Source organism: Microbacterium hatanonis (assembly GCF_008017415.1).
Classification (GTDB): Bacteria; Actinomycetota; Actinomycetes; order Actinomycetales; family Microbacteriaceae; genus Microbacterium; species Microbacterium hatanonis.
The window spans coordinates 644,898-659,162 of the sequence record NZ_VRSV01000002.1 but is presented as its reverse complement, the minus strand read 5'-3'; the positions used below and the strand labels follow the sequence as shown (position 1 = coordinate 659,162).

The window sequence follows — 14,265 nt, the reverse complement described above, 5'->3', positions numbered from 1 at the left end:
CAGCATCCGTGCAGCCCCCGCACGCACGTCGAAGGAGACGCCATGACCACAGTCGAGCGCACGCGTGTCGCGATCGTGGGGGCAGGCCCCGCCGGCCTGCTGCTGTCGCACCTGCTCGCCGCCTCCGGCATCGAGTCGATCGTGCTCGACCGACGCTCGCGCGAGGAGATCGAGAACACGATCCGCGCGGGCATCCTCGAACAGGGCACGGTCGACCTTCTCGTCGAGACGGGGGCCTCGACGCGGGTGCTGACCGACGGCAACCGTCACGACGGCATCGAGCTGCGCTTCGCCGGCGAGGGGCACCGCATCGACTTCCCCGCACTCGTCGGACGCAGCGTCTGGCTCTACCCTCAGCACGAGGTGCTGCGCGACCTCGTCGCCGCCCGCCTCGCAGCAGGGCAGGACCTCCGGCTCGAAGCGACCGTCGAGCGCGTGGACGACGCGGCAACGACGCGCCCGCGCGTGATCGGCACGGATGCTGCGGGCCGGCCGTTCGAGATCGAAGCCGATTTCGTCGTCGGGTCCGACGGCTCGCGATCGGTCGTGCGGTCGGCGGTGACCGGCGGGACGCGAGGGGACCTCTTCCGCGAGTACCCCTTCGCGTGGTTCGGCATCCTCTGCGAGGCGCCGCCCAGCTCGGACGAGTTGATCTACAGCAACTCCCCCGACGGCTTCGCCCTCATCAGCCAGCGCAGCGCCACCGTGCAGCGCATGTACTTCCAGTGCGACCCCGACGCCGACCCCGATGCCCTCACCGAGGAGCAGATCTGGGAGGCCCTTCGCCTGCGGGTGCCCGGCACCGAGCTGCAGGAGGGACACATCTTCCAACGCGACGTGCTGCGTTTCCGCAGCTTCGTCGCGCCCGAGCTCCGGCACGGCCGGGTCGCCCTGGTCGGGGACGCCGCGCACACCGTGCCTCCCACGGGAGCGAAGGGCATGAACCTCGCCGTCGCCGACGTCGTGCTGCTGCACACGGCTCTCGTCGCTCTTCTGGACGACGACGACGAACGTCCCCTCGACGCCTACCAGGAGGTGGCGCTGCGCCGCATCTGGAAGGCGCAGCACTTCTCGTGGTGGATGACGACGATGCTGCACTCCACCCCCGAGGCCAGCGAGTTCGACCACCGCCGGCAGCTCGGCGAGCTGCGCTCGGTTGTCGAGTCGGAGGCCGGGCGCACCTACCTCGCCGAGGCGTACACGGGCTGGCCGCTCGAGACGCGGCTCGTGTGACGACGGCACAGTCGCGCGCAGCATCCGCTCCGCCCCGGAGTAGAGTCCGACGATCGTGACCTCACCCTCCCCCCGTCGCGGCCCGGGCGTCGCTCTCCTCGTCTGCGCGGTCTGCGTGATCGCGGCGAACATGCGCACCACGATCACCGGAGTGGGGCCGCTCCTCGACCAGATCGCCGCCGACCAGGGCACGAGCACGGCGGCGCTCGGCGCGCTGGCCTCGGTGCCGTTGGTGACCTGGGGCCTCGTCTCGCCGGCGGCCCACGCCCTGTCGTCGCGGTTCGGCATGTCGCGGGTCGTGCTGATCTCGCTCATCGCACTCGGCGCGGGAACCGCGTGGCGGTCGTGGCCGGGGGCCGGTGCGAACCTCTGGCTCGGCACGATCTTCATCGGTGCGGCCCTCGCGGTGGCGAACGTGCTCATGCCCGCGGTGATCAAGCGCGATTTCGGCACCCGCGTGCCGCTCATGATGGGGCTGTACACGGCCTTGCTCGGCGGCTTCGGCGCGATCGCCTCGGGGGTCGTCGTACCGATCTCGATCGCCGCAGGGGGTGGAGCGGACGGGTGGCGGGTGGCGCTCGCGAGCACCGCGGCGCTGCTCCCGATCGCGATCGCCCTGTGGATGTGGGCGATGGCCCAGGCCCGTCGACGCGACGGGTACGTGGCCCCGGCCCGCGCTCCGCGGGCGAGTGTCGGCACGAAGCTCCGCGGCACGGGGATCTGGCGAGACCCGGTCGCCTGGCTCGTGGCGGGCTACATGGCGCTGCAGTCCGCGTACTTCTACATGCTGGTGACCTGGCTCGCCCCGTTCGCCGTCTCGCAAGGACGATCGGCGGTGACCGCCGGCTTCGACACGATGATCTTCCAGATCATGACCATCGTCGGCTCGCTCACCGTCCCCCTGCTGCTGCGGGGTCGGGCTCGCCGCTGGATTCCCGCGGTGCTCCCCGTGGCGAGCATCATCGGCGTCTTCGGGCTGCTCGTGGCCCCCGGCGCCCTCACCGTCTGGGCGCTCTGCGCGGGCCTCGGCGCGGGGGCCTCGCTGAACATGTCGCTGACGCTCATGGCGGAGCGCGCCCGCGACTCGGTCGCCTCTTCGGCCCTGTCGGGCATGTCGCAGTCGGTCGGCTACCTGTTCGCCGCCCTCGGTCCGCCGGTCTTCGGCGCCCTCCACGGGATCGACGGACAGTGGATGCTGTCGCTCCTCGTGCTGCTGGCCGTGCCCGTCGCCCAGGTCGCCGTGGGCGCAGCGGTCGGCCGCGACCGGTTCGTGCTCGACCGCGCCTGACGCGACGGCTCGCTCCGCGGCGAGGGTGCCCGTTTCCGCCGAGATGCCCCGGAGAAGCAGGGCGGTTCGGCGGAAACGGGCACGCTCGAGCAGCGCGACGGCTTCGGCGTCAGAGCGGGTACTGACCGGGCTCGCGCCGCATCGTGATCCACCGGGTCTCGGTGAACGCGTCGATGTTCGCCTCGGCCCCGCCGTGGCGCGAGCCGGTGCCCGATGCCCCGACCCCGCCGAACGGGGCGTTGGCCTCGTCGTTGACGGTCTGGTCGTTGATGTGCACGATCCCGGTCGGGATGCGCTGCGCGAGCTCGAGGGCCGCCGCGGTGTCGCGACTGACGATGCCGAGCGAGAGCCCGTAATCGGTCTCGGAGGCCAGGGCCACCGCCTCGTCATCGGTCGAGAACGACACGACCGACGCCACGGGCCCGAAGACCTCGTCGCAGTACGCGGCGGCGTCGCGCGGGGTGTTCGCGAGCACGGTCGGGCGGTAGAAGAGGCCCTCGTAGGTTCCGCCGGCGGCGAGGGTCGCGCCCTGCGCCACGGCGTCCTGCACCAGCGTGTGCACGCGGTCGCGCTGAACCTCGTCGATGAGGGGGCCGAGGTGCACCTGTCCGGCGGCCGGGTCTCCGACGACCATCGAGTCGGCCTTCGCCGCGAGCTTGGCCACGTACTCGTCGAAGAGGGACTCGTGCACGATGTGGCGCCCGACGGTCATGCAGATCTGGCCCTGGTGCAGGAACGCGCCCCACGTGGCGAGGTTCACCGCCTGGTCGACGTCGGCATCGGCGCGCACGAGGAAGGCGGAGTTGCCGCCCAGCTCGAGGTGCGCGCGCTTGAGGTGACGACCGGCGAGCTCGCCGACGATGCGGCCCGCACGGGTCGAGCCGGTGAACGCGATGACGCGCACGCGGGGATCGGTGACCAGCGCCTCACCGACGTCGGCGCCGCCCGGCACGAGCTGGAGGAGTCCTGCGGGCAGGCCCGCCTCCTCGAAGATGCGCACCATCGCGACGCCGCCGGTCATGATCGTGCGCGGGTCGGGCTTGAGCAGCACCGCATTGCCGAGGGCCAGGGCCGGCGCGACGGCGCGGATGCCGAGGATGAGCGGCACATTGAACGGCGAGATCACCGCGACGACGCCGACCGGCACGCGCTGGGCGAGCGACAGGCGGGGCTCGGCGCTGGAGAGGATCGACCCGAGCGGGGCCGACGGGAGCGCCGACGCCTCGTAGCACTCCTCCGCGGTCACGTGCAGGGCGAAGCCGGCGAGCGGCGGGATCGCCCCCACCTCGCGGATGTTCCACCCCATGATCTCGTCGGCGTGCTGCTCCCACAGCTGCCCGGCGCGGCGCAGCACCGCAGCGCGCACGGGATGCGGGGTCGCGGCCCACTCCTTCTGCGCGCGGGCGGCCGACTCGGCGGCCCGCGCGACGTCGTCGGGCGAGGCCAGCCCGACGGTGGCGATCGTCTCGCCCGTGGCAGGGGCGATGGATGCTGCGGTGCCGCCGCCGCCCGGCACCCAGGCGCCGTCAAGGTAGATCTTCCCCTCGGTCGCCGTCTCGTCGATGAGGCGGTTGTCGGCCTCCGTGATGGTGGACATCGTCATTCCCTTCGTCTTCGATCGGGTGGTGCGCTCAGACGGTCGCGCCGCGGGAGAGGCGCTGAGCACGTCGGCCGGCGACGCTCGTCGACCAGCCGCGGCGGATCACTCGCAGAGCGTCTTCGGCGAGCACCCTGCCATCATCGAACGGCGACCGCCAGATCGCCAGTGCGTCGGCCACGGGTTCGATGAGCCCGCGCCGCGAGAACGCCTCGACGCCCCAGCGACCGGCGTACCCGTCGTCGATGGCGCGGCCGACGACCCCGGGGAGGTCAACCGCGCCGCCGCCGAGGAGACCCCGGCCGGACTGCCCCAGTTCGAGGTAGGCGAGCTTGGGCAGCGCGAGCCGGATGGCGGCTCCGAGGTCGGCCTCCTCGACCGCCATGTGGAAGGTGTCGAGGTGGATCCGGAGGTGATCGGACGCGCTGCGCTCGACGAAGTCCATCGCCTGCTCGGCGGTGTTGACCATCGACGTCTCGTACCGGTTGAGCACCTCGAAGGTCATCGACACACCGCGATCGTGGGCGTAGTCGGCGACCCGCCCCACGGCGGCAGCCGAGCGGTCCCGACGACGTTCCGGCACCGGCGCCGTGGGATGGGAGAACAGGCCGTAGGGCACGCCGTTCATCTGATCGCCCCCCAGGGCGACGGTGAGATCGACGGCCGCGCGCAGCATCGCAACACCGGCCGCCGCCTCATCGGGATCGTCGGAGGAGACGTCGGCTCCCGGCGCCTGACCCGCGATGGTGATCGGTGCGAGGCCGCTCTCCGAGAAGAGTGCTCTCAGCTCCGCAGCATCCGTCGTCTCCGGGTCGAGGGGTGGGAGCACCGCGCGGCGGTAGCCGAGCTCGGCCAGGGTGCCGAGCGCGGCACCGAGTGCACGCGGCTCGACGTCGGGCACGAGGACGTTGATGTGGCAGGCGAGGTCGAGGTCCAGCTCGAGGTCGGGATTCATCGCTAGAAGGTGGGCAGGTCGAGCCGCTGCTTGAAGACGGAGTAGCCGTCGTCGACATGCACGACCGTGCCGTTGATGACGTTGGCCTCGTCGGAGGCGAGGAAGGCCACCACGTCGGCGATCTCGGACGGCTGGGTCATCTTGTTGCGCAACTGCTCGCTCGCGAACGTCTCTTTGAGCTCGTCGCTGAACTGGTTGATGATCGCGGTGCCCACGCGTCCCGGGGTGATCGCCACGGCGCGGATGCCGTACTGCGCGAGCTCGTACGCGGCCGACCGCGTGAACGAGATCACCGCGGCCTTCGCGGCGCTGTACGTGAACGACAGCTCGGCGGCCTGCTCGCCGTAGATCGACGACGTGCTGATGATGACCCCGGGCGTGCCCTGATCGCGGAACTGCCGACCCGCGGCGAGGATGCCGTAGTAGACGCCGTCCTGGTCGATGCGGATCATCGGCTCGTAGTCGACGGCGGGGTCGTGGTCGAGCAGGGGCTTGCCGCCGGCGATCCCGGCGTTGTTGAAGATGACGTCGAGCGTGCCGAAGATCTCGACCGCCTTCGCCACCATGGCCTCGACCTCGGCGAACACCGAGACGTCGACCCGGCACGCCGCGGTGGCGCCGTCGAAGCCCGCGGCCGTGATCTCATCCACCGCCTGCTGCGCCCTCTCGAGCGAGATGTCGGCGATGAGCACCTTCGCGCCCTCTCGGACGAACTTCTCGACGGTCGCCCGGCCGATGCCGCTGGCACCGCCGGTGATGATGGCGACTTTGCCTTCCAAGCGCATGGGGATTCCTTTCGACGGGGCGCGCGAGCACGCGCCCGGGGAGATGCAGGAGAGAGGGGTGCGGGGGCGGGCGGCGACGCCCGCCCCCGCGGAGGATGGATCAGAGCTTGTCGGATGGGGTGATCGTCGACGCGTTGGCCTTGTCGACGAGCGTCGTCGCGACGGCGTCGAAGTTGCTCGACGGCATCGTTCCGCTCTCCTGGTAGGCGACCATCGCCTCGACCACCGTGTCGAGGATGCTCGGCCAGGGCTGCTCGACCGTCGCGAGGAACGTTCCGCCGGATTCGATGGCGGCGATCGCCTCGCTGGTCGCGTCGACGCCGGTGACCACGGCATCCGACCCGGCCTCGTTCAGCGCCTGCGCGGCACCGAGAGCGGCGTCGTCCCATCCGACCCAGACCGCGTCGAGCCCGCCGGGGTTGGCCTGCAGGTAGTCGGTCACCAGGGCGAGTGCCTCGGTGCGTCCGGTCGCAGGGGAGGTGACCTTCTGGATGGAGCCGCCGGCGATGTTCGCGCCGGCTGCCTCGAACGCCTCGGCGGCGAGCCCGGCGCGCAGCCGGATGCCGGGGTGCGGGTCGTGGCCGATCACCATGATGTTCTTGCCCTCGAGACCGCCGAGGGTCGTGTCGATCTCGTCGACGGTCTGGTCGACGATCCCCTGCTGGTCGGCGGTGATGTTCAACGCGAAGCCGTCTGTGGCCTCGGTGCCGGCGTCCATCGCGAACATCGGGATGTTCGCGTCCTTCGCCGCGGTGATGATCGAGCTGATCGAGGCGTAGTCGGTGTAGCCGTTGAAGATGGCGTCGGCGCCCTGCCCGATGGCGCTCTCGACGGCGGGGTTCATCTTCTGGAAGTCGAAGTCTCCCTGGATCATCGTGAGATCCCAGCCGAGCTCGTCGGCCTTCTCCTGCACGGCCTTGACCCACCAGGCACCGACGGGTGTCTGGTTGCCCGACGTGAAGGCGATGACCTTGAAGGTGTCGTCGTCGCCTCCGCCACCGGCACCGCCGGTGGAGCAACCCGTGAGGGCGAGGGCCGCGACGGCGGCTGCGGCCGCGATGGCCTTGATTCGTATACGCACTTCATACTCCTTTGTGTCGTTGCGCTTGTGCTGTGTGGTGCCCGGGCAGGGGTGGCGCCCGGTTCTTTTCGGGTGAGTTTCTGCGTCTATCTCTCTCGGCTCTTGAACGAGGACAGCGTGACGGCGGCGATGATGATGAGGCCGGTGACGACCTGCTGCACGTAGGCGTTGACGCCGAGGATGTTGAGGCCGTTGCTCATCACGCCGATGATCGCGACACCGACGACGGTGCCGACGATGTTCGCCGCGCCGGAGCGGATCACGGTCATGCCGAGGAAGACCGCGGCCACCGAGAAGAGGAGGTTGTCCTCGCCCTGCACGGCGCTCGCACTGCCGAGGCGCGCCGCGAGCAGGATGCCGCCGATGGCCGAGACCAGCCCGGCGAAGGCGAAGGCGAGCAGACGCGCACGGCGCACGTTGACGCCGGAGAGGCGTGAGACCTCCACGTTGCCGCCGGTCGCGTACCACCGCCGCCCGAGCGTCGTGTACTTGAGGACGAACCAGAGGATGAGCAGGATCGCGATCGCGAAGAAGACCGGCAGCGGGATCTCGAGGAACCGCCCCTGCCCGAGTGCGTTGAACTCCGGCGGAAGGTTGAACAGCGTGGTGCCCTCGGTGACGAGGTAGGCGAGGCCCGTGACCGACGTGAGCGTCGCCAGGGTCGCGACGAACGCCGAGAGGTTGAGGTACGCCACGAGCAGGCCGTTCGCGATGCCGATCAGGAGTCCGACGGCGAGGGCGATGAGGATCGCCAGCACCACCGGCATCCCGCCGAGCATGAGGGATGCGGCCACCGCCCCCGCCAGCGCGGAGGTCGCCGCCACCGAGAGGTCGAAGTCGCCGACGACCATCACGAGCGACTGCGCCCCGGCGATGATGGCGAGGATCGCCACCTGGTAGAGGATGTTCCTCACGTTCGTGAAGGTGAGGAAGACGTCGGGTCGCATCGCGAAGAAGAAGACGACCAGCACCACGAGCGCCAGCACCGTGCCGCTCGACAAGAGGGCCTGCCCCACCGAGCGGCGGGGTACGGCCCGGGTGCGGGAGGCGTCCTCGATCCCGGGGTTCTGCGTGGTGGTCATGACTGGGCCTTTCCGTAGCAGTACGACAGGAGGACTTCCTCGTCCGCCCCGTCGGCGGGCACGTCGCCGGAGATCCGGCCCTCGTGCATGATGATGATGCGATCGCACATCCCGATGAGCTCGGGAAGCTCGGAGCTCACGGCGATCACGGTGGTGCCCCCGGCGACCAGCTGCCGGATGAGGCGGTAGATCTCCGCCTTCGTCCCCACGTCGATGCCGCGCGTGGGCTCGTCGAGCAGGAGGACCTGCGGGTTGCGCGCCAGCATCTTGGCGAGAACGACCTTCTGCTGGTTTCCGCCCGACAGCTCCCCCACGGGCTGCCGGGAGCTGCGCGCCTTGATCTGCAGGTCGGACATCCCCCGCGTGACGATGTCGGAGATCTTCGCCCCCGACACCATGCCGAAGGAGCTGACCCCGGGGATGTTCGCCACTGCGATGTTGTCGCGGATGGTGCTCCCGAGGATCACGCCCTGGGTGCGTCGCTCCTCCGGGACGAGCGCGATCCCGGCATCCAGCGCGCGTCCGACGCTCGCGGAGTGTCCGAGCTCGTGTTCGCCCACCGTGATCGTTCCGCCCGCGCGCTTCTGCGCCCCGGCGAGGATGCGCAGCAGCTCGCTGCGGCCGGCCCCGGCGAGTCCGCCGATCCCGAGCACTTCTCCGCGGTGCGCCACGAACGAGACGTCCTTCACCCGCCGCCCCTGGAGGTTCTCCACGCTCAGGGCGACGTCGGTGCCGACCGGGGTGCGCTCCGGGTAGAGGTCTCCGCCCGGGCGCCCGACCATGTTGGAGATCACCTCGTCGATGTGCGAGTCGGCGACATCCTTCGTCACGATGGTCTCGCCGTTGCGCATGATCGTCAGGCGGTCGCAGAGCTCGAAGACCTCCTCCAGGCGGTGCGACACGTAGACGATCGCCACTCCCTCGTCGCGGAGCCCGCGCAGCACCGTGAACAGCTCCGAGATCTCGGTGTCGGTGAGAGAGGCGGTCGGCTCGTCGAGGATCAGCACCCGAGCGTCGGTGGCGAGCGCCCGCGCGAACGCGACCATCGTCTGCTGCACCGGCGACAGCTCGCCCGCCAGCTTCCCGAGCGGGATCTTCTGGTGGATGCGGTCGAGTTGTTCGCGCGCCTGACGGCGCATCGCGCGCCAGCTCACGATGCCGCCGCGGGAGGGCGTCTGCTCTCCGAGCAGGATGTTCTCAGCGACGCTGATCGTGGGGATGATCGACAGCTCCTGGTAGAGCGCGACGATGCCGGCACGGTTCGCGACGCGCACGTTGGCGAGTTCGATCTCCTCTCCGTTGCGCAACAGGGTGCCGCCGTCGGGCGCGTAGACACCCGTGAGCACCTTGATGAGGGTGGACTTCCCGGCCCCGTTCTCGCCCAGAAGGGCGTGGATCTCGCCGGGCCGCACCGAGAGTCGGGCGCCGTTCAGGGCGTGCACACCGTCGAAGCGCTTGACGATGTCCCGGGCCTCGAGCGCGATCGAGGTCGAAGCGACCCTCGGCGCCTGTTCGGCGGTGGTCATGAGATGCCTCCTTCGTCGTCGATGTCGTTGCACCGCAGCACGACCTTCGGGAAGCGACCGCTGACGTGCACCGCGAACGCCTCGACCGCGTCCTCGAGGTCGTAGACCGCCTCGGTCAGCTCGTCGAGCTGCAGATAGGGCAGGATCTGCAGCGCCCGGGGGAACGCGTAGGGCGAGACGAAGATGCCCGTCAGCGTCAGCTCTTTCAGGTAGAGGTAGTCCGAGAGGTTGAGCGGCAGCTCGTAGTTCTCGGGATACATCGCCCCGTAGACGACGGTCGCGCCCTTGGCGGCGATGTCGAGCAGGCCCCGCACGGCGCGGGGTGATCCGGAGGCGTCGATCACGACGTCGTACCCGCGGCCGTCGGTGATCTCGGCCGCCAGTGCGGCCTGGTCGTCGGTCACGGGGTCGATCACGAAATCCGCGCCGTGGCGGAGCGCCATCTCGCGCCTCTCGGCGATGGGCTCGATCATCGTGAGCGAGGTCGCACCGTTCATCTTCATCACCTGCAGGGTGAGCTGCCCGATCGGCCCGCCGCCGCAGATCGCCACCCGATCTCCCACCCGGGCCCGCGCCTTGTCCGCGATGCGGACCGCCACGGAGGTCGGTTCGAGGATGCTGCCCTGCAGAAGGGTGACGTCGTCGGGGAGCCGGTACACCTGCGACTCGTGCCAGGTCACCGTCTCCGCCATGCCGGGGCGGTTGTAGTCCTGGATGTTCTCGCAGAACTGCTGCCTGCCCTCCTGGCAGGGGCGACAGGTTCCGCAGAACCGCAGGAAGTTGCCCGCCACCCGGTCGCCGACCTTCAGACCGTTCCGGGTCGCGCGCTCGCCGAGCGCCTCGATGACCCCCGACAGCTCGTGGCCGAGCCCGATGGGCACGTCGGTGCCGAAGAACCCCTCGGCGAGGTGGGGGTCCGATCCGCAGATCGCCGAGTAGGCGACCCGGATGCGGACGTCTTCGGGCCCGAGCGGCTGCTCGGGGAAGTCGACGACGCCGATGCGTCCTCGGGTGTTCTCGTCGGGATCGCGCAGACTGCCGATCCGTGTCACCGCTACCGTTCTCATTCGCTTCTCCGTTGAACCGAGGTGGGGTCGATCAGTGCTGCGCGGAGACCGCGCGCCGGAGCGCGGCCACCGTGGCCGCCGGTCCGTACCCGTGCTTGTTGCGCAGCTCCTCGTCGTCGCCGAAGCCGGCGTACACCTGCGGGATCCCCAGTCGCTCGAAGGTCGTGAGCCGCACGCCGCGGTCGGCGACCACGTCGGCGATGCGCGAGGCGAGTCCCCCGTAGGCGAGGTGGTCCTCGAGCACGACGAATCGTCCGTCGGTCTCGTCGGCGCACCGAACGATGAGCTCCTCGTCGATCGGCTTGAGCGTGAACATGTCGACGACGCGGATCGACCGGCCGTCCTTCGCGAGCTCGTCGGCGGCGTCCAGCGCCTGCGCGACGGTCGTGCCGTGGGTGAAGATGGTGGCGTCGGTGCCCTCGCGGGCGACGATGCCCTTGCCGATGCGCACGTCGTGCTCGCCCGGCTCGTACAGCACCTTGTCCTTCTTGCCGACGGCCAGACGGATGTAGATCGGCCCGGTCATGGTCATCGATTGGCGGATGATCTCGCCGACCATCAGCGGGTCTCCGATGGAGGTGACCGTCATGTTGGTCAACGCGCACATCAGCGCGAGGTCCTCCACCGCGTAGTGCGTCGATCCGCCGTTGCCGACGAGACCGCCGTGGGTGCCGATGATCTTGACGGGGAGGTTCGGGTAGCAGACGTCGCTGCGCACCTGCTCGAGCGCGCGCATCGAGAGGAAGGGCAGCATCCCCGACACGACAGGGATGTTGCCGTCGTACGCGAGACCGGCGGCGATGCCGACGCAGGCCTGCTCGGCGAGACCGACGTCGATGAAGCGGTCGGGGAACTTGTCGCGGAACTCCACGAGGGTGGCGCCGATGTCGGGGGTGAGCACCCAGAGGTTCGGGTGCTCGGCGCCCAGTTCGGCCAGGGTCGACCCGATGACCGAACGGGCTCCGAGGAACTCGCCGAAGGTGAAGGTGGTGGGCATCAGACGTTCTCCTTCGTGCGTGAGGACTGCAGGGCGGCGAGAGCCTTCTCGAGGTCGGCGGCGCCGAGCGATCCGGCGTGCCAGGCGAGGTTGCGCTCCATGAAGTCGACGCCCTTGCCCTTGATGGTCTCGGCGATGATCACGGTGGGGACGTCGCTGTCGGGCGCGGGGAGGGCGTCGATGGCGCCCACCAGCTGGCCCATGTCGTGGCCGTCGATCTCGACGACGTTCCAGCCGAAGGCCCGCCATTTGTCGGGGTAGGGCTCGAACATGACCCGCTCCTCGGCGTGGCTCGTCATGAGCTGACGGTTGCGGTCGATGAAGGCCACGAGGTTGCCGAGCTTGTTGCTGCGGCCGGCCATCGCCGCCTCCCACACCGAGCCCTCGCCGGTCTCGCCGTCGCCGAGGAGCGTGAACACGCGGTGGTCGTCACCGCGGTGCCGGGCGCTGAGCGCCATGCCGACGGCGAGCGGAAGACCGTGACCGAGCGAACCGGTCGACGCCTCGACGCCGGGCAGCTGCACCTTGCAGGGGTGCATGCCGTACGCGCTGTCGAGCTGACCGTAGGTGTCGACGATGCCCTGGTAGGAGAAGAAGCCGCGCATGGCCATCGTGATGTACATGCACACGGCCGCATGGCCCTTGCTCAGCACGAAGCGGTCGCGCTCCGGGTTGCTGATGTCGCTGGGGTCGACGTGCATCCCGTAGTGGAACAGCACGGTGAAGATGTCGGCGGCCGACAGATCGCCGCCGATGTGCACGGCCCCCTCGTAGGTTCCGCAGAGCTCCAGCAATTTGGTGCGCAGCTCGAAAGACAGTTCCTCGAGCTCCGCGACGCTGTGCAGCGCCCCCGCATCCAGGGTCTTCGTACTCATCGCATCTCTCCTCGTTGATTGATACGCATGCCGATTTACGGCGCCTGACCAGGCATCTTCTTCGACACTCTCGGGCTGTCGAGGGCGTTTCACCCCGCGACGGAAGTGACGCTAGCACGAAGCTCTTTACATGTAAACAGGAATGCACGTAAACTCCGGACAGAGGTTGTGGCGCACGCGCTCAGCCCACAGAATCGGGGGAAACGGCGTCGTTCTCTCCCGGAAACGACTCACAGAGAGGTGGATGTCGATATGACTGGAGACGTTCTGACCAGCGCGGGAACGCGCACAGGTCTGTACATCGGCGGGGAGGAGCGGTTCACCGAGAACACGCTCTCGATCGCCGACCCCGCCAAGCCCGGAGCGATCGTCGGGGAGGCTGCCGCAGCATCCGTCGACGACGTCGCCGATGCCGTGGCCGCCGCGAAGGCCGCCTACCCGGCATGGTCGGCGCTGGGCGCGAAGGAGCGCGCCCGCATCATGGGCGAGGCGATCAAGGGCATCGCCGACGACCGCGACGAGGATGCGGCGATCCTGTCGCAGGAGAACGGGAAGGTCCGCTTCGAATCCTGGGTCGACGCCCTCGTGTTCGAGATCCGCTGGAACCTCGCACTCATGCTGGCCGACGAGGTCGACACGACCAAGACGCTGCCGGTGATCCCCGGCGCCATCCCCGTCTCCACGGAGGTCGCGTACCAGTCGATCGGCGTGGTCACGGTCATCGTTCCGTTCAACTGGCCGATCGCGATCCTGGGAGCCGCCCTCCCCCACGCGCTGCTGGCCGGCAACACCGCGATCGTGAAGCCGCCGCCCTCGGCGCCGCTGGCCACGACCCGCGTCGTGCAGCGCATCGCCGAGAAGCTGCCCCCGGGCGTGCTGAACGTCGTCACCGGCAAGGACGAGAACATGGCCGGCCTCATCAAGAACACCGACATCGCGAAGGTCTGCTTCACGGGTTCGGTCAACGGTGGAAAGCGCATCATGGAGATGGCGTCGAGCTCGCTCACGCGGGTGACGCTCGAGCTCGGCGGCAACGACGCGGCGGTGTTCCTCGCCGACGCCGAGATCGACGACACGCACCTCGACCGCCTCTACGCGGCGATCTACGACACCACCGGGCAGATCTGCATGAACGCCAAGCGCGTCTTCGTGCACCGCTCCCGGCTCGACGAGGTCGTCGCGGGACTCTCCGCCCGCCTCGAGAAGGCTGTGATCGGCTACGGCCTCGACGAGGGCACCACGATGGGCCCCCTCCACCAGGCCGCGCAGAAGGCGTTCGTGGAAGAGATCATCCAGGAGGCCAAAGACGCCGGTGCCGACGTGCGCGAGTTCGGCGAACTGCCCGGCGGCGACCTGGCGGGCGGCAACTTCCTGCGGCCGGCGATCGTCGTCGACCCCGCTCTCGACCTGCGGGTCGTGACGCAGGAGCAGTTCGGTCCCGTGATCCCCGTCATCCCGTTCGACGACGAGGACGAGGCCGTCCGCCTGGCCAACGACACCTGGGGCGGGCTCTGCGGATCGGTCTGGACCGCCGACCCCGCCGCCGCACAGCGGGTGGGCAGCCAGCTCGAGTGCGGCTACGTCTGGGTCAACGACCACGGCGCCACCCGCCTCGACCTCCGCGCACCCTTCGGCGGCGTCAAGCAGTCGGGCTTCGGGCGCGAGCAGGGCATCGAGGGCATCCGGGCGTTCCAAGACACCCGCTCGATCGCGACGATCGACCCCGAAGCGCTCGCGGGCATGGCGCACTGACCCCGTGACGTCCAGATGGGGCTCGGC

Annotated in this window: 12 protein-coding genes; 3 read left to right on the top strand and 9 right to left on the bottom strand. The window is 69.6% G+C overall.

Annotated features, from left to right (window positions below):
- Positions 1 to 42: 42 nt before the first annotated feature.
- Together FVP77_RS13240 and FVP77_RS13235 are read left to right on the top strand one after the other, a co-directional pair.
- Positions 43 to 1,233, top strand: a complete 1,191-nt coding sequence (locus FVP77_RS13240) for a 4-hydroxybenzoate 3-monooxygenase (protein ID WP_147895046.1) — start codon at positions 43 to 45, stop codon at positions 1,231 to 1,233.
- Positions 1,234 to 1,288: 55 nt separating this feature from the next.
- On the top strand, positions 1,289 to 2,521 hold the full coding sequence (locus FVP77_RS13235) for an MFS transporter (protein ID WP_246134114.1): 1,233 nt from the start codon (positions 1,289 to 1,291) through the stop codon (positions 2,519 to 2,521).
- Between the two features lie 109 nt (positions 2,522 to 2,630).
- On the opposite strand, the gene FVP77_RS13230 is transcribed toward FVP77_RS13235, so the two are convergent.
- The 9 genes from FVP77_RS13230 to FVP77_RS13190 form a co-directional block, all read right to left on the bottom strand.
- Positions 2,631 to 4,118 (bottom strand): benzaldehyde dehydrogenase, encoded by a 1,488-nt coding sequence (locus FVP77_RS13230; RefSeq protein WP_147895045.1) that lies wholly within the window; start codon positions 4,116 to 4,118, stop codon positions 2,631 to 2,633.
- A 34-nt stretch (positions 4,119 to 4,152) separates the two neighbouring features.
- Positions 4,153 to 5,073, bottom strand: coding sequence for a sugar phosphate isomerase/epimerase family protein (locus FVP77_RS13225; RefSeq protein ID WP_147895044.1), 921 nt, complete (start codon positions 5,071 to 5,073; stop codon positions 4,153 to 4,155).
- A 2-nt stretch (positions 5,074 to 5,075) separates the two neighbouring features.
- The gene (locus FVP77_RS13220; RefSeq protein WP_147895043.1) at positions 5,076 to 5,858 is read right to left on the bottom strand and encodes an SDR family NAD(P)-dependent oxidoreductase; all 783 of its coding nucleotides are present in this window, start codon (positions 5,856 to 5,858) and stop codon (positions 5,076 to 5,078) included.
- Positions 5,859 to 5,958: 100 nt separating this feature from the next.
- Entirely contained in the window at positions 5,959 to 6,939 is a 981-nt protein-coding gene (locus FVP77_RS13215; protein WP_187266938.1) for a sugar ABC transporter substrate-binding protein, read from the bottom strand.
- An 86-nt stretch (positions 6,940 to 7,025) separates the two neighbouring features.
- On the bottom strand, positions 7,026 to 8,021 hold the full coding sequence (locus tag FVP77_RS13210; protein ID WP_147895041.1) for an ABC transporter permease: 996 nt from the start codon (positions 8,019 to 8,021) through the stop codon (positions 7,026 to 7,028).
- Positions 8,018 to 9,547, bottom strand: coding sequence for a sugar ABC transporter ATP-binding protein (locus FVP77_RS13205; RefSeq protein WP_147895040.1), 1,530 nt, complete (start codon positions 9,545 to 9,547; stop codon positions 8,018 to 8,020). The genes FVP77_RS13210 and FVP77_RS13205 overlap by 4 nt, the downstream gene beginning before the upstream one ends.
- Entirely contained in the window at positions 9,544 to 10,614 is a 1,071-nt protein-coding gene (locus FVP77_RS13200) for a zinc-dependent alcohol dehydrogenase (protein WP_147895039.1), read from the bottom strand. The genes FVP77_RS13205 and FVP77_RS13200 overlap by 4 nt, the downstream gene beginning before the upstream one ends.
- Positions 10,615 to 10,645: 31 nt before the next feature.
- Complete coding sequence (locus tag FVP77_RS13195) at positions 10,646 to 11,611, bottom strand: transketolase family protein (RefSeq protein ID WP_147895038.1); 966 nt, start codon at positions 11,609 to 11,611, stop codon at positions 10,646 to 10,648.
- Positions 11,611 to 12,486 (bottom strand): transketolase, encoded by an 876-nt coding sequence (locus FVP77_RS13190; RefSeq protein WP_147895037.1) that lies wholly within the window; start codon positions 12,484 to 12,486, stop codon positions 11,611 to 11,613. The genes FVP77_RS13195 and FVP77_RS13190 overlap by 1 nt, the downstream gene beginning before the upstream one ends.
- A gap of 252 nt (positions 12,487 to 12,738) precedes the next feature.
- Here FVP77_RS13190 and FVP77_RS13185 point away from each other — a divergent pair, with 252 nt between their 5' ends.
- Positions 12,739 to 14,238, top strand: a complete 1,500-nt coding sequence (locus tag FVP77_RS13185; protein ID WP_147895036.1) for an aldehyde dehydrogenase family protein — start codon at positions 12,739 to 12,741, stop codon at positions 14,236 to 14,238.
- The last annotated feature ends 27 nt before the right edge of the window (positions 14,239 to 14,265 follow it).